The organism is Mycobacterium haemophilum DSM 44634, assembly GCF_000340435.2.
In the GTDB taxonomy this organism is placed as follows: domain Bacteria; phylum Actinomycetota; class Actinomycetes; order Mycobacteriales; family Mycobacteriaceae; genus Mycobacterium; species Mycobacterium haemophilum.
In genome coordinates this window covers 1,907,559-1,926,745 of sequence record NZ_CP011883.2, presented here as the reverse complement: position 1 = coordinate 1,926,745, position 19,187 = coordinate 1,907,559, and the positions used below count along the sequence as shown (strand labels likewise).

Sequence of the window (19,187 nt, the reverse complement as noted above, 5' to 3'; positions counted from 1 at the left end):
TTCGGAATTTGTCTCGGCGTCGGGCTTTCGCCCTTATCGCGCCAAGCGTGGGCCAAGCATGCGGGAGCAGTCGCCTGTCCGCGGCCGGCAAAAGAGCTGTTCGAGAGCTGCCTCTAGCTGATCTCGGGACGGCCGCACCTGGCTTTCCGGCGGTTGGCCAGAGCTGTCCTGATCAACCCCACCCCCTGGTTGGGATTCACGACATGCGCCAGGATGCTGATAACGCGACTGAGGTTGAGCAGGCACCGGTACGCGACGAATCGTGTTTTCCGGATAACACCGGCCTGCTCTCCGTGCTCCCTCCAATAGGTCGTCTCGTCACCGCTGAAGTTGCCAGCCGGAGCGGCCGTGTAGTAATACAGCGCTACCGACCGCCGCCACTTGCCTTTGGCGACCGGAACCGGGAACCCATGCACCGACTGGTCATCAGTGCGGAAGATGACGACCTTTCCCCAGTCCGGTAGGACCGTCTGAATAGCCCGGTTCTGGCTGTCGTACAGCGACAAACAACCCCCGTCCTGCAACGACCAGTCCTCGTTTAGGTAGACAAGAACATTGATGCGCCGATAAAGGTTCAGCGCGCGGTAGTAGTGGAAATCGGTATGAGGACTCAGGATGCCGCCCGGACCACTCAGGTGTAGGCCGCCGCCCATGAGGTAGGGATCCGGGAGCAACCGTTGGATGCCGGTGATTTGCTCGAGCACCCTCAGGAACCGTGGTTCGCTGAGCTCCCTGATAAGGGCTTTGAATGGCTCCGGAATGAGCTCGAGATTCGCGCAGGCCCGTTTGTTCTGCTGGTAGCGATCGCCCAGCTCATCCCACCCAGGCCAGGAGATGTCGGGAAAGGAACGCGCAGCAGACGGAGAAAAAAGCAGCAGATCGTCAACCACCAAGTGTTGGAATGGCTCAGCCGCATGGAATTTGCGCCGCAGGTCCGACACGTTGTGCTCGAGTTCTTCCACGTTGAAAACGGCATCCGCCATGGTGATTTCCCCCGTCGTCGGCAGGCATCGAACACAGTGAACATACAACCGCGCAGGCACGATGGCGGCCGCAATCGACGGATCTGGCGAGCCTTTGGCGCCGCAATGGTTCAGAAGCGCCATCTGCGTGTGTTTAGCCCACGAGACGGGTGTGCTGGTTACTGTTCACTCACCGACCCTAGAAAGGGACACGATGAGCAATCACAGCTACCGGGTGATCGAGATCGTCGGAAGCTCGCCCGACGGAGTTGATGCGGCCATCCGCAACGGTCTAGCGCGAGCGGCGCAGACAATACGCGCCTTGGATTGGTTCGAAGTGCAGTCGATTCGTGGCCACCTAGCCGACGGCACCGTTGCACATTTCCAGGTAACGATGAAAGTTGGCTTCCGCCTGGAAGATTCGTAGTCCCTATGACGCCGGCGGGCGTCATAGGATCAGCGAGCATTGCCTCCCGATTCGCAAACAGGGCCGAATACAGCATCAACACTGCGCGCGCCCTCTACTATGTGTTGACACGACAGGTGCCTGCCGCTGCGTTCGGGGAGAGGGATGATCGGCATGATCGTTGTCGCCACGCTGGAAGGCAAATGCTGCTCGCATAGCGGTGCCGCGGGCGCCGGCTACCGTATCGGTCCCGTACGGCTGCCCCTCATCGCTGCAATGGAACTTTCGCCGTGGTGAGCCTCATGGCGGCGGTGAAAGCCCGAATAGGACGGCCCGTGGTGCTCAACCTGCGCTCGCCCGGCGACCGTCGTGCCGATGAGACAGGCCGCTGCGTCGCGTGCGGAGCCGATACGAGATTCGCCTTCAGCTCCTGGGTTATCGGCGATGACCTGCACGCCTGCTGGGCCGATCCCAGCGTGTCGCGCGCCTACACCCGGCGCGAAAGCATGTTCTGCCACTGCTGCTGTGCGAACCTGCGGGTGAGACGGATCGCCGAGGTCCTGATTTCGCTCTATGGACCCGCCGGGTGCAGGTCGTGCGCCGAACTGGTCGAGGACCCGGTGTTCCGGGCCCTCGACATTGCCGAAATCAACACAATCGGAGCGCTGGGAGCGTTGCACAACTTCCTGGGCCGGCTCCCGCGGCTAGCCTTCTCCGAGTACAAGGGACCGCAGCGTCTGGGCGAGACGATCGAGGGCGCACGCAACGAGGACATCTGTCGTCTCACCTACCCTGATGCTGCCTTCGACCTTGTGCTGTCGTCCGACACGCTAGAGCATGTCCAAGACTTCCGCGCCGCGCTGGCCGAAACGCGGCGGGTGCTCCGCCCTGGCGGACGCCACATCTTTACGGTGCCGGTCGTTTGGACTCGCCCCACGACCGGGGCGCGGGCGCGGATCGGCGACGATGGCGAGATCGTCCACCTGATGCCGGCTCTTTACCACGGCAGGGGCAGCGGGTTGTACCGGTTCATTCCGGTGGGCCAAGATCTGCTGACGTTCACTGAGTTCGGCCGCGATATCGTCGATTATCTGCGCGAGGCGGGCTTCGAGCCCGAGATCTACGAGGGACCTGACGACGGCACGGGAGCCCAGACCGTCTTCGCGGGCCGGGTCAGCGAATGATCGCCGTGCCACCGACCATCGATTCGAACCTCACGACGGCGACTTGATCAGGATGCCCTGCCGAGCGGCCCAGACAATACGCGCCCGTCGTCATAGGGTCAGCCGGCAACGGCTCCCGGCTCGGGAAATGGCGCCCCGAACTCGGTGACCGGCTGGAAGCCGCGTTTACGGGCGCGAATGACGCCCTGCCGAATGAGATTGCCGAACATCGCCACCCCGCACTGATCCAGCACGACGAAGGGCGACAACAGTCGGTTATGCACGTATGCAAAAGCCACCCCGGTCGCCGGGTCGGCCCAACCAAACGAGCCGCCCAGCCCGCAGTGACCAAAACCTGGCATCACGCACCTGACGGGTCCGCTGTGGTAGCCGAGGTGAAATGAGAGCGGTACCAGGATGTTTCGGTCCAGCTGCCGGTCCGGTCGGCCACTCAGCCCGGCGACGAGCTCGCGCGACAAGAACTGAGCGCCGTCGATCTCACCACCATTGGCGATCGCACCATACATCCGCGCCAACGCGCGCGCGGTGACAACCCCGTTCGCGGCTGGGATCTCAGCGTCCAGCAACGGGATATCGCCTTGCACGGTATCCACAACGCCCTTGTAGTAGACCGAGCGGAATGCACCCGACACCTGGTGGGCGACCTTGCAGGCCAGATCGTTGACAACGGGATTGCCGAGGGTGCGCGGCATGATGATCTCAGCGACCCGCGTCGGAGCGTCGGCCGGCGGTCGACCCAGATGCATGCCGTCAGTTCCTAACGGCTCGGCGAGCTCCTCGCGGATCAGCGCGGCCATCCCCTTTCCGGTGACCGCCCGAGCCAGCCCCGACATCAGCCAGCCGAAGGTCAGCGCATGATATGCCGGTTTACCCAGCAAGCGTCCCGGAGACGCCGTCGCTAACCGTTCCTCCATGACGATGTGGTCCAGCAAGTCATCCTTGGTGGCGCCGCGCAGACCCGACAAGCCGGCGTGGTGTTTCATCACCTCACGAACGGTCAGCGCTGACTTGCCATTGGCTCCGAACGCCGGCCAATACTCGGCGACCGGAGCGTCGTATTCGATCAACCCCCGGTCGACGAGCCGGTGAATGACGGTGGCAGCCAACCCCTTGGTCGCGGAGAACGCCATCGGAGCGGTGTCAGCCGTCCACGGCACTTGGCCGCGCCGGTCCGCGCGCCCGGTCCACACGTCGACGACCGGTTGGCCGTCGAGATACACGGCCAGTGCTCCCCCACCGAATCGACGCCCGGGGAACAGCGCGGCAAAACTACGAACGACGCACGCAAAGTTTGAGTCCGCCGCGCCGAACACACGACGACCAGCGTCAAGGGCGTCGTGAGGAGGGTCCACGCGGCGATCGACTCGGGCTTCCACCGTCACGCTTGTGAATTTACGGCGATTTCACATCAGCCATGGGCAAACAATGATTAATTTACCTTTCCGTTAGGATGATGCCGCCTGCAGGATTTGCTGGGCCGCCATCGCGGGAGTCAGCTCCCCTGCCCGCACCTGGCGCTCCAGCTCAGCGCGGATCTCACGCACCGCAGGGTTAGACAACACCCGGTCTAGCACCGCGTCACGGACCATCTGCCAGGTCCACTCGACTTGCTGGGCCCGTCGGCGGTTCTCGAACTCGCCGGCGGCGGTAAGCACCTGACGATGACGTTCGACCGCTTCCCACATCTGGGTCAGACCGGTCCCCTCAACCGCACTCATCGTGAGAACCGGTGGTCGCCATAGTGTTTCGTGTGGATAGATCAGTCGGAGCGCCGAGGACAGATCCCGGGCGGCTACCCGCGCCTCGCGCAGATGTTCCCCGTCAGCCTTGTTCACCACCACGACGTCGGCCAGCTCCAGCACGCCCTTTTTGATGCCCTGCAACTGATCGCCGGTACGCGCCAAGGTCAACAAGACGAAGGTGTCGACCATATTGGCCACCGCGACCTCGGACTGCCCGACGCCGACGGTTTCGATCAGGATCACGTCAAAACCAGCCGCCTCCAACAGGACAACTGTTTCCCGCGTGGCCTTCGCCACGCCGCCCAGCGTGCCCGACGTCGGCGACGGCCGGATATAGGCGTCCGGGTGTACCGCCAGCCGCGCCATTCGGGTCTTGTCGCCAAGAATGGATCCACCGGTACGGGTCGATGACGGATCGACGGCCAACACCGCCACTCGATGACCCCGTTCGATCAGATGCATGCCGAGCGCCTCGATGGTGGTGGATTTTCCTACCCCGGGCACCCCGGTGATGCCGACCCGATGGGCGTTTCCAGCGTCCGGCTGCAGCGCCAACAGCAGCTGCTGCGCCTGCTCACGATGGTCGGCGCGGGTGGACTCCACCAACGTGATAGCCCGCGGCAATGCCGCGCGATCACCGCTGCGGACCGCAGCCGCCAGTTGCTCTACCGTCATTTATCCGCCATCGCGAAAGTGCAACTGGCGACACATTTCCCGAGTAACGCCGCCAGTGGTTGCACTCTCGCGGCCATCTAGGTAAGCGTGTAACCCAGCCGCTCGGCGAGCTTGTGCAGCAAGCCAATTGCGGCGTCGGCGATCACCGTCCCGGGCGGGAAGATGGCAGTGGCCCCGGCGGCGTACAGCTCATCGAAGTCACCAGGCGGGATCACGCCGCCCACCACGATCATGATGTCAGGCCGGCCCACATCGGCAAGTGCGTCTCGAAGTGCCGGTACCAGCGTCAGGTGGCCGGCGGCCAGCGACGACACACCGATCACATGCACGTCGTTGTCGGCCGCCTGACGGGCGACCTCCTCGGGCGTGGAGAACAGCGATCCGACATCGACGTCGAACCCGATGTCGGCGAATGCCGTCGCGATAACCTTCTGCCCGCGGTCGTGGCCGTCCTGGCCCATCTTGGCCACCAGAATCCTGGGCCGGCGACCATCAGCCTCAGCGAATTTTTTGACTAGTTCTGTGGCGCTTGCGATATCGGTGGCCTTCCCAGCTTCTCCCACTTCCCGGCGGTAGACCCCGGTGATGGTACGGATCTCCGCTTGGTGACGCCCGTATACCTTTTCCAGCGCATCGGAGATCTCGCCGACGGTGGCGTTGACCCGGGCGGCGTTGATAGCAAGCGCCAACAAATTATCACCGGCACGGCCGGGGGCCCCGGCGGCAGCAGACAGCTTGGCCAGGGCCGCGTCGACCGCCGACTGGTCCCGGTTTGCCCGCAACTGCTGCAGTTTGGCTACTTGTTCGGCGCGCACCCGGCTGTTCTCGACCTTGAGTACCTCGATCTCGTGATCCTCGTCAACTTGGTACTTGTTGACCCCGACCACCGGCTGACGCCCGGAGTCGATACGGGCCTGGGTGCGCGCGGCTGCCTCCTCGATGCGCAGCTTGGGGATGCCGTCGCTGATGGCTTGGGCCATGCCGCCGTGCTCGGCGACCTCGGCGATATGAGCACGAGCACGGGCAGCCAGTTGATGGGTCAGCCACTCCACATAGTAAGAGCCCCCCCACGGGTCGATCGGCCGCGTGGTGCCCGACTCCTGTTGCAGCACCAGCTGAGTATTGCGGGCGATCCGGGCGGAAAAGTCGGTGGGCAGCGCCAACGCCTCGTCCAGCGCGTTGGTGTGTAACGACTGGGTATGGCCCTGTGTTGCGGCCATCGCCTCGATACAGGTGCGGGCCACGTTGTTGAACGGGTCCTGGGCGGTCAACGACCACCCCGAGGTTTGCGAATGGGTGCGCAGTGATAGGGATTTTGGGCTTTGGGGTTCGAATTCGGCGACCAGTTCGCTCCATAGCAGCCGGCCGGCACGCAGTTTGGCGACTTCCATGAAGAAGTTCATCCCGATACCCCAAAAGAAGGACAACCGCGGCGCGAAAGTGTCGATGTCCAGTCCGGCATCCAGGCCCGCCTTGATGTAGTCGACACCATCGGCCAAGGTGTATGCCAGCTCCAAATCCGCTGTGGCGCCAGCTTCTTGGATATGGTAGCCGGAGATCGAGATGGAGTTGAACTTCGGCATCTTAGCGCTGGTGTAGGCAAAGATATCGGAGATGATCCGCATCGAGGGCTTCGGCGGGTAGATGTAGGTGTTGCGGACCATGAACTCTTTGAGGATGTCGTTTTGGATGGTGCCGGCCAGCTTCCCCGGCGGCACACCCTGCTCCTCAGCCGCTACCACATACAGCGCCAGGATCGGCAGCACAGCACCGTTCATTGTCATCGATACCGACACCGCCGACAGGTCTATACCATCGAACAGTTGTCGCATGTCGAGGATGGAATCGATTGCCACACCGGCCATTCCGACATCGCCCTGGACGCGAGGATGGTCGGAGTCGTACCCGCGGTGAGTCGCCAGGTCGAAGGCCACCGACAGGCCCTTCTGACCGGCTGCCAGGTTACGACGGTAAAACGCGTTGGAATCCGCGGCGGTGGAAAACCCAGCGTATTGACGGATGGTCCACGGCTGGTTGACATACATCGTCGGGTAAGGTCCGCGTACATAAGGCGGCTCGCCGGGGAAGCTATGCAACGGGTAGCCGGCGGCCTCGGCGGCGGCGCGGTCGGCAGCGATGTATACCGGTTTGACGTCGATACCTTCCGGTGTATGCCAGTGCAGTTGATCAGGCGTGTACCCGTGCGCTGAGGCGGCCGCGGCGACATGCCTTTCGACCGCGGCTTCAGACGGCGACAACACGGCACGATCGCCATGCAGCGGGATGTTGGCGAAACTGCCAATCACAGGTGCGGTAGTCGTCATCGTGGCTACGCCCCCAATCGGGTGAGCAGATTTGACAGTGCCTCGACCGCATTGATTTTCGTGGTCAGGTATTCATCGGGCCGGTGCCCGACGTCCCCCAAGGCTTTTTCGGGTCCCGCCAGGTAAACCCTTGATACCCCGGCGCTTCGGGCTGCCTGAACGATGTCTGCGGCCTCGTCCTGATAGCGCGAATCGGTGCCGCAGATCACCGCCGTGTTGAGCGACCCCGCGTCGACGACAGCCTGAGCGACACCCGCGGCATCGACCGTTCCCGGGTTGATCGCCACTACGCCGCCCGAGGCCAGCAGATTCGTTGCGAACGTCGCTCGAATGTTGTGCTCAGCCAGCGGGCCCAGCGGCAGCAACAGCACCTGCGGACGTGCACCGGTGCGAGCCAAGTATGCATCCGAACGATCCCGTAGCGCTTCGAAGCCGGCAGCGTAGCGCAGCAGGTTTCCCGCAGCGGTCGCCGAAACAGGCGAACCACCTTGCAGCAGAGCAGGTTCAGCGAGGTTCGGATATTCGTTGACACCGGTGATCGCGGTGCGGCGATGCGCGATGTCGTCGGTACGGCGTGCGGCTGTTTCGTCGATCTGGCCGGCAAGGTAGTCGCCGGCGTCGACGAACCCACCGTAGGTCTCGACAGCCTGAAAATGCTGCCAGGCTTGCGCAGCCAGCGCTTCGGTGAGGTCCTCGACGAACCAGGACCCGCCAGCCGGATCCAACACCCGGCCGACGTGTGACTCTTCCAACAGCAGCAGCTGAGTGTTACGGGCGATCCGGCGCGCGAAGTTGGCCGCCATGCCGGGAAAGCCACCGGGAATCGCCACGTCGAACGGGAGCACCAGCACGGTGTCGGCACCACCAACGCCCGCACCGAACGCGGCTAGCGTGCCGCGCAGCATGTTCACCCACGGGTCGCGCTGGGTCATCATCGGAAGCGACGTTTCCGCGTGCACAACGGCCGCGCCGCCTTCGGGGTCTCCCGCGACCTCTGCGACACGCGCCCATAGTTGACGCACGGCCCGCATCTTGGCGATGGTCAGGAACTGATCGTCGTCGGCAGCTAGCCGAAAACTGATTTGTCGGAGCGCCCGGCTGACCGGCATCCCGGATTCGGTGAGCACCCGAAGGTAGGCCACCGCTGCCGCAATCGCAGCGGCGAGCTCCCACGCCGCGCTGGCCCCCAGATTGTGGAAGGCAGGCCCGTCGACGGTGATCGCCCGCACTCCGCGGTCGCCGGCGACCCGCGCCGCGACTGCGGCCACCTGCTCGATCGACGGGGCCGGACGGCCGCTATGCGACGCGGTCAGCGGGTCGGCACCCAGATCGATCGAGAGCGTGCTGCGCCGACCCGAGTCCAGCTGAGCCACCAGGGCCACCATGACATCGCAGGCTTCGAGGTAGTCGACGCCCGCGTCGAGGATCACCGGAGCCAAGTCCAAGTACACGCCGAGGAGCAGGCTGCCCAGCTGCCCAGGCGCTACCCCGGACTTCCCCACCCGGATTCGCAGCGCGCCGACTCCGTCAGCGAGCGCAGCCAGTACTGCCGCGTTGCCGACCGCGCCCTGGTCGCCAGCCGCACCTGCGGCTGGCGGGTCGACCGGAAACACTTCGGCGACCTTCCAGCCGGAATTGACATCGCGTACCGCGTCGCCGCCGCGCCGATACGGCCACTCTCCCGGCAGCGGCGGCTCCGGCAGCTCGTCAAACGCGGTGTACAACGGCCGGATAGCGAACCCGTCGTAGGTCGCGGTGTCCAGCAGCCGCTCGGGCTGATCCCCCAACGTGGCGGGGTCGCTCCCGATGCTCTTCGACAGCACCCCGGCGACCGCGCTGCGCCACCGCCCGCGAATCTGCTCCAACTCGGCGAGCTCGGGTACATCTACGGACACCGACCGCTCCTATTTCCCAGCAATTGGCGAGCCCTCAATGCAGGGCCTCGAGGCTGCCACTTGCTAACCAGGCTAATTGATCGCGGCCGTCGTAAAGCGCCGAGGTGAAGCGATTGTGGCAGGTCGGCGACGAAACGCCAGCCACGAGAAACGACTTATTCATCTGGGCCCCGTAACCTTGTGAGGCGTGACGGGGGCCGCCACCTGCAAAACCACCAGCACACTGCGCAGTCTTGCCGGTGCGCTGGGCCTGGTCGCGCGTCAGGTGTCCTGGCCGCGGATCATCGCGACCGTGGTTGGAATCACAGTTCTGGTTGCGGTGGCGATGTGGGTTCCGGTACCCACCGCGGTGCAGTTGCGCGAGTGGGCGACGTCGCTGGGCCCATGGTTTCCGCTGGCGTTTCTGATCGCACACATCGTCGTCACGGTGGTGCCCGTTCCCCGCACGGCGTTCACCCTGGCTGCCGGGTTGCTGTTTGGCCCGGTCGTCGGTGTGCTGATCGCGGTGCTCGCCAGCACCGGGAGCGCGGTACTGGCGGCGCTGCTGGTCAGAGCCGCCGGGTGGCAGCTGAATCGCCTGATTCGGCACCGAGCGGTCGGCAGGGTGGACGAGCGCCTGCGGGAGCGGGGCTGGCTGGCTGTGCTGTCACTGCGGTTGATTCCTGTGGTGCCGTTTTCCGCGATCAACTATGCCGCCGGCGCGTCTGCCGTGCGAGTACTGCCCTACGCGTTGGCCACGCTCGCCGGTCTGCTGCCCGGCACCGCGGCTGTGGTGATCCTCGGCGACACGCTCGCCGGTCACGTGAGCCCGATGCTTTATCTGGTGTCGCTGTGCACGGGCGCCTTGGGGATGGCGGGGCTGATCGTCGAGATCCGCCACTACCGGCAGCGTCACCACCGCCCGTCGGAGCGGCTCGCCGCCGAGCGGGTCATCAGCGGCTAACCGACTGGCATTGTTGAGCCTGGGTATTTAGCCGGCGTCCTGATCCGGCCCCCGCACGGTCATCACCGCGTACATTGCCAGGAACGACGCCGCCGGAATCGCATTGACAGCCTTGTCACCGACCCGGATGTGCGCACCCACCGCCAAAACGAAATACAGCGTCAGCATCGCCGTCGTCAACCGCGCCAAGGCTGGGAACCGGGTAACCGATAGCAGACCGATCGTGGCGGCGGCTTTCACCACCGGCAGGACGGGGCGAATATTGTCTGAAACCTTCAGGTCGTCCAAGGTTTTGGCGATGATCGGCAGTGGAATCGCGCATGCCACCGCGTCACCAGCCTGAAAAAGGCTGAGCGCTGCATAGGTTTTCGGTGAAGTCAAAACGCCCATACGCAAATCCTGTTAAGTCAACTCGGGGCGCGCACCGGGCTGTCCGTCAACCGGCTGGTGAGCCATCGCCTCGGCTTTGGCGACCGCTTGAGCGATCGCCGGGTCGGTCTCGGTAGAGAACCAGCCCGCGACTTCGGCGTCGTCATCGGCCTGCTTATCTGAGGCATGCTTGGGGACGTCCTCAATTGGGGACGGCTGGAACCGAAATACCCCGTCCTCACCGGGGGTGCCCAGCAGTTTGGTGAACCCTTGCAACGCCGCGCTGAAGTCGCTGGGGACCACCCACACCTTGTTGGCGTCACCGCGCGCCATCTGCGGCAGCGTCTGCAGGTACTGGTAGGCCAGCATTTCCGGGGTCGGCCTGCCAGCTTTGATCGCGGCGAACGTCTTCTCGATGGCCTTCGCCTGCCCCTGCGCCTGCAGATAGGCCGCGGCGCGCTCACCCTGAGCGCGCAGCATCCGCGACTGCCGGTCGGCCTCGGCGGCCAGAATCGCGGCCTGCTTCGCGCCCTCGGCGGCGAGGATCTGCGCCTGCTTGTTGCCTTCGGCCTGCTTGATGGCCGCCTCCCGGGTGCCTTCGGCGGTCAGGATCATCGCCCGCTTCTCCCGGTCGGCCTTCATCTGCTTTTCCATCGAGGCCTGGATCGACGGCGGTGGGTCGATGCTGCGCAGCTCCACCCGGGCCACCCGCAGTCCCCAGCGGCCGGTCGCCTCGTCCAGCACACCCCGCAACTGGGCGTTGATCTGGTCGCGGGAAGTCAGGGTCTGCTCCAGCGTCATGCCGCCGACAACGTTGCGCAGCGTGGTCGTGGTGAGCTGCTCGACCCCGACGATGTAGTTGCTGATTTCATACACCGCCGCCTGCGGAACGGTGACCTGGAAGTAGACCACGGTGTCGATGTTCAGCGTCAGGTTGTCCTCGGTGATCACCGGCTGCGGCGGGAAGGACACCACCCGCTCCCGCAGGTCCACTCGGGCGCGGACGCGGTCAATGAAAGGCACCAACAAGGTCAGCTGCCCGCTGACCGTGCGGCTGTATCGACCTAGCCGTTCAATCACCGCGGCCTCGGCTTGTGGGATCAACGCAATTGACTTGGCCACCACAACGATGGCGAATATCACCAGGACGGCGAACAACGCCAGACCTGCAACCGCACCTTGCACTGGGGTTCCTTTCTTCGCAGGGTCTACCTCAGGTTCTGTCGAGCCCTTACCCGTTCCTAAACACCACCGCCGTAGCGCCGTCGATGTGCACGACGGTGACCGACTCGCCGGCTTCATAGACATCGCCGTCGTTCAGCGGGCGCGCCGTCCACACCTGGCCATCCAGCTTGACCTGGCCCTCGTTGCGGGCAACGCGATCAAGCACCAGGGCGGCCTTGCCTTCTAGCGCCTCGATTCCCAGCTGTGCTCCCAGAGCGGGCGTTAGCCGCCGCCGCACCGCAGGCCGAACCAACGCCAGCAGCAGAACCGAGACGATCAGGAACACCGTCCCGTCGGCCCATATTGGCCAATCCGTCAGCCAGCTACTGACGGCCGCGGCCAGAGCACCGCCGCCGAGCATCAACAAGAACATATCGCCGGTCAGCGCCTCCGCACCGGCCAGCACCAGCGCGAAGATCAGCCAAATCAGCGCGACAGGCATGCGGCCAGAATACGCGCAATCGGCCTTCCTGGGGCCGAACAACTACACTGCGAGATCATGTGGTGTCCCAGTGTTTCGCTGTCCGTGTGGGCCAACGCCTGGCTCGCCGGCAAGGCCGCGCCCGACGATCTATTGGACGCGTTATCACTTTGGGCGCCAATGCAATCGGTTGCCGCCTATGACGCTGTCGCTGCCGGCCACACCGGACTGCCGTGGCCCGACATTCACGACGCCGGAACGGTCTCACTGTTGCAAACCCTGCGTGCCGCGGTCGGCGGGCCGGCGAAATCCATGCCCGGTGGCCCGCATCGGCTGCGCGGGACGATCAATGTAGTACAACCGGTGCCCGGCGACGTGCGCGGGCTGGCCGCCGGCACACAATTCGAGCGTGATGCCCTGGCTGCGGGCGAGGCGGTGATCATCACCAACCCGGATGATTCCAGCACCGCCGTCGGGCTCGTCCCGGAGTACTCCTACAGCGATTCCGAGCAGAACACCGACAGCGAGGAGACGCGTCTAGCCGAATTGTCTGCGCTGTCGTGGATGGTGTACTCACTGCCCGGCGCACCCGTGTTTGACCATCACGAGCTGGGCGACGCCGAGTACGCACTGCGGTCCGCGGTACGCGCTGCCGCCGATGCGCTCGGCACCATTGGGCTGAATTCCGCCGCAGCTGACATCGTCGATCCGCGGGGACTCGTCGAACAATTGCTGGAATCCTCACGGCAACACCGGGTTCCCGACCACGCGCCGTCGCGCGCATTGCGGGTGCTGGAGAACGCTGCGCATGTTGATGCGATCATCGCGGTCAGCGCCGGCCTGACGCCGATCGGAACCCAATCACTGTCCGACATTCAGATTGCCAGCGATGCGCTGCGACCGCTCACCGCGGTGGTGCGTTCGGCGAGGATGGCCGCGGTCAGCGCAATCCTGAACTCGGCCTGGCCCGACTGATTGCACCGCGCCTACGAATCCACGCTGGAGTCTTCCCTCGCAACACAATGCGGCGGACGGCACGGCGCACCGTTGATGCTGGCCAGACAGCCCGGCACCGGATCGGGGTCATGCAGCCGAACAGGCAAGCGGCCGTGTGTGAGTTCGTCGATCAAACCTGCGGCCAGCCGGGCGAACCGCCGATCGGCGTTGGGCGTGGCGGCCCGGGCAAACGCGATGCCCGCCGCGTCGGCTTGAGATCGCAATTCGTGATCGAGATCCCACACCACCTCGATATGGTCGGCGACAAACCCGACTGGACAGACGATGACGGCTTTGGTGCCGGCGGCCGCCAGCGTCAAGAGATGATCACCGACATCGGGTGTTAGCCACAGAACATGCGGCGGCCCCGATCTGGACTGCCAGGTCAGGTCATAGTCGGCGTATCCGGCGCCGGCCGCGACGAGCCTTGCGGCATAACCGACTTGGCGGCTGTAGAGCGCAGGACCGCAGCGCCGGTCGGCGGCCACTGGCACCGAATGGGCGGTGAACACCAGCCGCGCCTCGCCGCGCAGCGCAGCCGGTAAGCTGGCGGCGGCCGCCGCGATGGCGTCGACGAACATTTCGACGAGAAGCGGATGGTCGAAGTAGGGCCGCAATTTGACCAGGTCGGGCGCATCGTGCCCGGCGTGCCGACGGGCCCGGGCAATGTCTTCGACATACTGCGTGCAGCTGGAATAACCACTCCACGCCGAGGTGGTGAACACCGCGGCACAGCGAATACCGTCGTCCCGCATGGCCACAACGGAATCTTCGATGTAGGGTTCCCAGTTGCGGTTGCCGAAATACACCGGCAGATCCAGTTCCGCTTGCAGCTCGTTGATCAGGGCGAGGTTGATCCCGTTGATTGGCGACACTCCACCGAAATGCAGGTAGTGCTCGGCGACTTCGTCAAGGCGTTCGGGCGGCACGTTGCGGCCCCGGGTGACGTTCTCCAGAAACGGCCGCACCTGCTCGGGCCCCTCCGGCCCGCCGAAGGACAGCAGCAGGGCGGCGTCGAAAAGCATTGCTGTTTAGAGCAATTGGGTGCTGGCGCCGCCGTCGGCGTAGATGATGGTCCCGGTGGTAGCCGGCAGCCACTCGGACAGCAGCGCGCACACCGTCTTTGCGACCGGCGTGGGGTCCTTCATGTTCCAGCCGATCGGGGCACGCTGATCCCAGCCCTCCTCGAGCAGCTGCATCTGGGCGCCGGCCTCCTCGCCGAGCGCGCCACCAACGATCGCGCTCATCGCCAGTGTCCGGATCGGTCCCGCCGCAACGAGATTGGACCGCACGCCGTACTTGCCGGCCTCGCGCGCAACGAACCGGTTGACCGACTCCAGCGCGCTCTTGGCCACCGTCATCCAGTTGTAAGCCGGCATGGCCCGGGTCGGATCGAAGTCCATACCGACGATGGAGCCGCCGGGGTTCATGATCGGCAGCAGCGCCTTAGCCAGCGAAGCGTACGAGTACGCCGAGATGTGGATGCCCTTGGAGATGTCTTCGTAGGGCGCGTCGAAGAACGGGTTGATGCCCATCCCAGTTTGCGGCATGAAGCCGATCGAGTGCACCACACCGTCGAGCTTGTTGTCCTCGCCGATCTCGGCCGTCACCCGCTCGGCCAGCGTGGCCAGGTGCTCTTCGTTCTGCACGTCGAGTTCGATCAGCGGCGCCTTGTCCGGCAGCCGGTCGGCGATGCGCTGAATCAGCCGCAACCGGTCGAATCCGGTCAGCACCAACTGCGCCCCCGCTTCCTGGGCCACCTTGGCGATGTGAAATGCGATCGACGAGTCGGTGATGATCCCGCTGACCAGGATCCGTTTGCCTTCCAGCAGTCCTGCCATGTCCGTCCTTGTATGTGTTCGATGCCGTCTCAGTGGCCCATACCCAGGCCGCCGTCGACCGGGATCACCGCGCCCGAAATGTATCCGGCATCCTCGGATGCCAGGAAGCTGACGGCGCCGGCGATCTCTTCGACCGTGCCGATGCGGCCCAATGGAATCGCTTGCAGCGCGGTTTCCTGGTATTTCGGGTCCATGGCACGGGTCATCTCGGTGTCGATGAAGCCGGGCGCCACAACATTGGCGGTGATCGACCGCGACCCCAGCTCGCGGGTCAGCGACCGGGCCATCCCGATGAGGCCTGACTTGGATGCGGCGTAGTTCGCTTGTCCGGGTACGCCGCTGAGCCCGACGACCGATCCCATAAAAATGTAGCGACCGAACCGCTTCTTGATCATGTTGCGTGACGCCCGCTTGGCGACCCGAAAGACACCGGTCAGGTTGGCGTCGATGACTTTCTGGAATTGCTCTTCACTCATCCGCATGATCAGCATGTCGGAAGTGACGCCGGCGTTGGCCACCACCACCTCCACCGGCCCCTGGTGCTCCTCAACGGCTTTGAAGGCAGCGTCGATGGCATCGTTGTCGGTGACGTCGCACTCGACGCCGAACAGCCCGTCGGGGGCGCCGGATGCCCGGTGGGTCACCGCCACCCGATGCCCATCGGCGGCCAGGCGGCGAGCCACCGCCAACCCGATCCCCCGGTTTCCGCCGGTGACCAGCACTGAACGAGACACGAATGCGGGTTTACCCCCCTTAGGGGCTGCTGGGGCCTTGGTAGCAGCGTTAGTCACCCCGCCAACCTATCGCCTCACGGCGACCAGCCCGACACCGGCCGGCCCTGACACTTACGCGCCCCTGTCAGGGTGAGTCAGCACACGTCGCGCTACACGAAGACGTGTACGTGCGGAGGGATGCGGAACTGACACCGGTGTTGCGGGCGAAAGCGCTTTGGCTGCGGTCGCGGCGGCGCGGCATCCTGGCGGGCTTTCGCCGCGGCTTAGAAAAGGTGCAACAAACGCTACGGCTGGATCGTGGTTCGGGTCATCGCCGAAGACCGTCCCGACGACATCGATGGCGTTACGCTCGCGTGCTAAGTGGGTAGCCGGCGGTTGATCAGCAGCGCTGCCAGCGCCGCCAGCGCCAGCACCAGCGCACCCAGCCGCAGCCAGCCCACGCTGGCGTCACCCTTGATGGTCTCGTAGCCGATCTGCTGCTGCAGTGACGCGTAGACGGCTTTTAGTTCCGCCAAAGTCGCCGCGTTGTACGAGTTCCCACCGGAGAGCTGGGCGACCTTCTTCATCGTCTCGTCGTCGACGGGCACCGGCTGACGCTGGCCGTTGATCTCAACGAAGCCGTACGGGGTGCCGAACGAGATCGTCGAGATCGGCACGCCCTGGTCCTTGGCGGTGCGCGCCGCGGTATAAGCGCCTTTAGGGTTGTCTGGGTTGGTCGGCATCGTCTCCTTACCGTCAGAGAACAACACGATGCGCGCCGGTGGTGGCGTGTCGCCGCCGCCGATCACCGCACCGACGGTGGCGATGGCCTGCAGCGCGGTGAAGATGGCCTCTCCGGTGGCGGTGCGGTCGGCGAACTGCAATTTGTCGAGCGCGTTCTTGGTGGCGTCCCGGTTGGTGGTCGGTGACACCAGCACCGTTGCCGTACCCGCGTAGGCGATCAGTCCAAGGTTGATGCCCGGGGTCAGTTCGCCGGCAAACTGTTTCGCAGCCTCTTGCGCCGCAGCCATCCGATTGGGTTCGACGTCGGTGGCGCGCATCGACTGCGATACGTCGATCACCAGCATGACGACCGCACGGTTACGCGGAATCCGGACGTCGTTCGTCGGCCCCGCCATCGCGATGGTGAACAGCAACAACGCCAACACCAGCAGGATCGCGGGCACGTGCCGCCACCCCGCAGGTCGTTTAGGAGCGACGCTTTCCAGCAGCTCCATGTTGGCAAACCGCAGCATGCGTCGCTGGCGCGCCACCTGCATCACGACGTAGAGCGCGGCTAGCCCGAGAGCGACAAGGATGAACAGGAAAAACCACGAGTGTTCAAAGCCGGACAGCGACATCGGCCCTAGCAACGGCAAAGTCACTGGCGTCCCGCCAATGCCCCACGCCGACGGGATTCGACGAAACGGACGATGTCAGCGATCCAGTCCCGGTCGGTGCGCAGCGACATCAGCGGCGCCCCGCAACTGCGCAGGGTGCGCGAGACGTCGGCGCGGTGGTTGGCGGCGGCCCTTGCGAAGTCGTCACGCAGCGCTGCATCGATGGTGAATTCTCGGGTGACACCGGTCTCGGCGTCCTGCAAGACAACCTCGCCGATGTCAGGCAGTTCAACGTCACGGGGGTCGAGCACCTCGATGCCGAGCACCTCGTGCCGGGCCGCAATCGCGCGTAGCGGACGCATCCAGTTAATCGGGCCCAGGAAATCGCTGATGATCACGGCCATTCCGCGGCGTCGTTCCGGCCGGCGCAGTGCGTCGATGGCAACCGCCAGGTCGCCGCGCACCCCGACCGGCGCTTTGGGCGTGGTAGCGATGGTGCGCAACAGCGTCTGCTCATGTTGGCGTCCGGAACGTGCCGGTACCCGGGTCATCGTCACGCCGTTGGAAATCAGCGCGCCGAGCCGGTTCCCGCCACCACTGTTGAGAAAGGTGATCGCCGCCGCAGCAGCCACCGCCAGGTCACGTTTCTCGCAGATGGTGGTGCCGAAGTCCAGACTGGCCGACATGTCGACCACCATCCAGGTCTCTAGTTCGCGGTCGGCGATCATCTGCCGAACGTGCGGGTGTGTCGTGCGTGCGGTGACCGCCCAATCCATTCGACGGACGTCGTCACCAGGCTGATACTCGCGCGACTCTCCCGGCTCTGATCCCGGGCCCGGGATCAGGCCGAGATGGTCGCCATGCAAGACGCCGTCGAGCTTGCGTTTGACGGTGAGCTCGAGGGTCCGCAACGCCGCCGACAGCTTCGGGTCGTCGATCTGCCCGCGCTGCATCGACGGCGGGTGGAGCGCCCCTGGCTTCGCGGCGGGGTGTGTATCGGTCACCGACTACTTGCCGCGGCCGCGGCCTGCATCACCGGGGGTACCGAATGACCTTGTTGCGGAACGGCATTCACCTGTGGCAGGGCAACCGTCTGCAGGACACGGTTGATGACAATTTCCGGGGAGATTTCGTCGGCGAGCGCGTCGTAGGTGAGCACCAATCGGTGCCGCAGCACGTCGGGAATGACCTCGATGACGTCCTGCGGGATCACGTAGTCGCGGCCCCGCACCAAAGCCAGCGAACGAGATGCCGCGATGATGCCTAGTGACGCACGCGGGGATGCGCCGAACGAGATCCACGTCTTAACGTCGTTCATGCCCAGCTGCTCGGGGTGGCGAGTAGCGGTGACGACGCGCACCACATAGTCAACCAACGCATGGTGAACGAAATTGTTGGCGGCGATCTCCTGCAGCCGCAGCAGATCGCCGGTGTTCAAGATCTGTTTGGGCACCGGTGGGGTGACACCCATCCGGTAGATGATCTCGCGCTCCTCCTCCGGCGAGGGGTAGCCGACGTTGATCTTGAACAGGAAGCGGTCTCGCTGCGCCTCAGGCAACGGATAGACACCCTCGTGCTCGATCGGGTTCTGCGTCGCCATCACCAGGAACGGGTTGGGCAGACCGAAGGTCTTGCCCCCGATGGACACATGGCGTTCCTGCATGACCTCCAGCAATGCCGACTGCACCTTCGCCGGAGCCCGGTTAATCTCATCGGCCAGCAGGAAGTTGACCACCACCGGGCCAAGCTCGGTGTCGAATTCCTCCTTGCCCTGCCGGTAGATGCGGGTACCGATGATGTCGGTGGGCACCAGGTCGGGGGTGAACTGGATGCGCGCGAACGTCCCGCCGACCACCCGCGCGAAGGTCTCCACTGCCAGCGTCTTGGCCACGCCGGGAACACCCTCGAGCAGCACGTGCCCTTTGGACAGCAGACCGACCAGCATCCGCTCGACGAGTTGGTCCTGGCCGACGATGATCCGCTTGACCTCGAAGATCGCCCGCTCCAAGGTGTGCACCTCGGCAGCCAGCCCATCAGCGCCACCGGAAGGCGCCGCATGGGCCCCCGGGCCTGATGGCCCACCCGGGCCCACGTAATCACCTGCTGCTGTCATCACTTACCTTTCTTGGCTCCACCGACAATCGCGGCGTGC

Annotated in this window: 18 protein-coding genes and 1 pseudogene; 5 read left to right on the top strand and 14 right to left on the bottom strand. The window is 64.7% G+C overall.

All coding sequences use genetic code 11. The features are described from left to right. Positions 1-113 precede the first annotated feature (113 nt). Complete coding sequence (locus tag B586_RS09235) at positions 114-1,106, bottom strand: 2OG-Fe(II) oxygenase (protein WP_054880110.1); 993 nt, start codon at positions 1,104-1,106, stop codon at positions 114-116. Positions 1,107-1,176: 70 nt separating this feature from the next. Here B586_RS09235 and B586_RS09230 point away from each other — a divergent pair, with 70 nt between their 5' ends. Together B586_RS09230 and B586_RS09225 are read left to right on the top strand one after the other, a co-directional pair. Next, positions 1,177-1,389 (top strand): dodecin, encoded by a 213-nt coding sequence (locus B586_RS09230; RefSeq protein ID WP_054880111.1) that lies wholly within the window; start codon positions 1,177-1,179, stop codon positions 1,387-1,389. A gap of 281 nt (positions 1,390-1,670) precedes the next feature. Next, on the top strand, positions 1,671-2,552 hold the full coding sequence (locus tag B586_RS09225) for a class I SAM-dependent methyltransferase (protein ID WP_054880112.1): 882 nt from the start codon (positions 1,671-1,673) through the stop codon (positions 2,550-2,552). A gap of 98 nt (positions 2,553-2,650) precedes the next feature. Here the strand turns inward: B586_RS09225 and lipL are convergent, their stop codons facing one another. From lipL to mutA, 4 genes are all read right to left on the bottom strand, one after another. Next, positions 2,651-3,934, bottom strand: a complete 1,284-nt coding sequence (gene lipL / locus B586_RS09220; protein ID WP_054880113.1) for an esterase/beta-lactamase LipL — start codon at positions 3,932-3,934, stop codon at positions 2,651-2,653. A gap of 63 nt (positions 3,935-3,997) precedes the next feature. Beyond that, the gene (meaB, locus tag B586_RS09215) at positions 3,998-4,969 is read right to left on the bottom strand and encodes a methylmalonyl Co-A mutase-associated GTPase MeaB (protein ID WP_054880114.1); all 972 of its coding nucleotides are present in this window, start codon (positions 4,967-4,969) and stop codon (positions 3,998-4,000) included. Between the two features lie 77 nt (positions 4,970-5,046). After that, entirely contained in the window at positions 5,047-7,293 is a 2,247-nt protein-coding gene (gene scpA / locus B586_RS09210; protein WP_054880115.1) for a methylmalonyl-CoA mutase, read from the bottom strand. A gap of 5 nt (positions 7,294-7,298) precedes the next feature. Then, a complete protein-coding gene (gene mutA / locus B586_RS09205; protein ID WP_054880116.1) occupies positions 7,299-9,188 on the bottom strand; it encodes a methylmalonyl-CoA mutase small subunit in 1,890 nt (629 codons plus the stop codon). Between the two features lie 187 nt (positions 9,189-9,375). On the opposite strand from mutA, the gene B586_RS09200 reads away from it, so the two are divergent. Next, on the top strand, positions 9,376-10,131 hold the full coding sequence (locus B586_RS09200; RefSeq protein WP_054880117.1) for a TVP38/TMEM64 family protein: 756 nt from the start codon (positions 9,376-9,378) through the stop codon (positions 10,129-10,131). Between the two features lie 27 nt (positions 10,132-10,158). On the opposite strand, the gene B586_RS09195 is transcribed toward B586_RS09200, so the two are convergent. Genes B586_RS09195 through B586_RS09185 form a run of 3 tightly spaced genes read right to left on the bottom strand, consistent with a single transcriptional unit; the run spans position 10,159 to position 12,166 of the window. Continuing rightward, a complete protein-coding gene (locus B586_RS09195) occupies positions 10,159-10,521 on the bottom strand; it encodes a DoxX family protein (RefSeq protein ID WP_054880118.1) in 363 nt (120 codons plus the stop codon). Positions 10,522-10,533: 12 nt separating this feature from the next. Continuing rightward, on the bottom strand, positions 10,534-11,685 hold the full coding sequence (locus tag B586_RS09190; protein WP_054880119.1) for an SPFH domain-containing protein: 1,152 nt from the start codon (positions 11,683-11,685) through the stop codon (positions 10,534-10,536). A 46-nt stretch (positions 11,686-11,731) separates the two neighbouring features. Next, the gene (locus B586_RS09185) at positions 11,732-12,166 is read right to left on the bottom strand and encodes an NfeD family protein (protein ID WP_054880120.1); all 435 of its coding nucleotides are present in this window, start codon (positions 12,164-12,166) and stop codon (positions 11,732-11,734) included. A gap of 57 nt (positions 12,167-12,223) precedes the next feature. Here B586_RS09185 and B586_RS09180 point away from each other — a divergent pair, with 57 nt between their 5' ends. Continuing rightward, the gene (locus B586_RS09180) at positions 12,224-13,120 is read left to right on the top strand and encodes a hypothetical protein (protein WP_054880121.1); all 897 of its coding nucleotides are present in this window, start codon (positions 12,224-12,226) and stop codon (positions 13,118-13,120) included. Positions 13,121-13,131: 11 nt separating this feature from the next. Here the strand turns inward: B586_RS09180 and B586_RS09175 are convergent, their stop codons facing one another. Genes B586_RS09175 through fabG1 form a run of 3 tightly spaced genes read right to left on the bottom strand, consistent with a single transcriptional unit; the run spans position 13,132 to position 15,773 of the window. Continuing rightward, complete coding sequence (locus B586_RS09175; RefSeq protein ID WP_054880122.1) at positions 13,132-14,166, bottom strand: ferrochelatase; 1,035 nt, start codon at positions 14,164-14,166, stop codon at positions 13,132-13,134. A 6-nt stretch (positions 14,167-14,172) separates the two neighbouring features. Then, positions 14,173-14,982: an NADH-dependent enoyl-ACP reductase InhA gene (gene inhA / locus B586_RS09170; protein WP_054880123.1), complete on the bottom strand. Its 810-nt coding sequence runs from the start codon at positions 14,980-14,982 to the stop codon at positions 14,173-14,175. Positions 14,983-15,011: 29 nt separating this feature from the next. Continuing rightward, positions 15,012-15,773, bottom strand: coding sequence for a 3-oxoacyl-ACP reductase FabG1 (fabG1, locus tag B586_RS09165; RefSeq protein WP_054880124.1), 762 nt, complete (start codon positions 15,771-15,773; stop codon positions 15,012-15,014). Between the two features lie 77 nt (positions 15,774-15,850). Here fabG1 and B586_RS22005 point away from each other — a divergent pair. After that, positions 15,851-15,970: pseudogene (locus B586_RS22005) on the top strand (hypothetical protein); the annotation flags it as partial. Between the two features lie 102 nt (positions 15,971-16,072). Here the strand turns inward: B586_RS22005 and B586_RS09160 are convergent. From B586_RS09160 to moxR1, 3 genes are read right to left on the bottom strand one after another with little or no spacing between them, the layout of a single operon-like run. Beyond that, entirely contained in the window at positions 16,073-17,080 is a 1,008-nt protein-coding gene (locus tag B586_RS09160) for a VWA domain-containing protein (protein ID WP_047313856.1), read from the bottom strand. After that, on the bottom strand, positions 17,077-17,988 hold the full coding sequence (locus B586_RS09155; RefSeq protein WP_047314007.1) for a DUF58 domain-containing protein: 912 nt from the start codon (positions 17,986-17,988) through the stop codon (positions 17,077-17,079). Before B586_RS09155 ends, B586_RS09160 begins: the two co-directional genes overlap by 4 nt. A gap of 47 nt (positions 17,989-18,035) precedes the next feature. Beyond that, a complete protein-coding gene (gene moxR1 / locus B586_RS09150) occupies positions 18,036-19,148 on the bottom strand; it encodes a chaperone MoxR1 (RefSeq protein ID WP_054880125.1) in 1,113 nt (370 codons plus the stop codon). Positions 19,149-19,187 lie beyond the last annotated feature (39 nt).

Excerpts from the sequence above, each read along its gene's own strand:
- moxR1 (WP_054880125.1), bottom strand. The coding sequence starts at position 19,148 with ATGACAGCAGCAGGTGATTACGTGGGCCCGGGTGGGCCATCAGGCCCG.
- B586_RS09235 (WP_054880110.1), bottom strand. The coding sequence starts at position 1,106 with ATGGCGCTTCTGAACCATTGCGGCGCCAAAGGCTCGCCAGATCCGTCG.
- B586_RS09195 (WP_054880118.1), bottom strand. The coding sequence starts at position 10,521 with ATGGGCGTTTTGACTTCACCGAAAACCTATGCAGCGCTCAGCCTTTTT.
- B586_RS09175 (WP_054880122.1), bottom strand. The coding sequence starts at position 14,166 with ATGCTTTTCGACGCCGCCCTGCTGCTGTCCTTCGGCGGGCCGGAGGGG.
- inhA (WP_054880123.1), bottom strand. The coding sequence starts at position 14,982 with ATGGCAGGACTGCTGGAAGGCAAACGGATCCTGGTCAGCGGGATCATC.
- meaB (WP_054880114.1), bottom strand. The coding sequence starts at position 4,969 with ATGACGGTAGAGCAACTGGCGGCTGCGGTCCGCAGCGGTGATCGCGCG.
- B586_RS09230 (WP_054880111.1), top strand. The coding sequence starts at position 1,177 with ATGAGCAATCACAGCTACCGGGTGATCGAGATCGTCGGAAGCTCGCCC.
- B586_RS09155 (WP_047314007.1), bottom strand. The coding sequence starts at position 17,988 with ATGCAGCGCGGGCAGATCGACGACCCGAAGCTGTCGGCGGCGTTGCGG.
- B586_RS09185 (WP_054880120.1), bottom strand. The coding sequence starts at position 12,166 with ATGCCTGTCGCGCTGATTTGGCTGATCTTCGCGCTGGTGCTGGCCGGT.
- B586_RS09225 (WP_054880112.1), top strand. The coding sequence starts at position 1,671 with ATGGCGGCGGTGAAAGCCCGAATAGGACGGCCCGTGGTGCTCAACCTG.
- B586_RS09180 (WP_054880121.1), top strand. The coding sequence starts at position 12,224 with ATGTGGTGTCCCAGTGTTTCGCTGTCCGTGTGGGCCAACGCCTGGCTC.
- scpA (WP_054880115.1), bottom strand. The coding sequence starts at position 7,293 with ATGACGACTACCGCACCTGTGATTGGCAGTTTCGCCAACATCCCGCTG.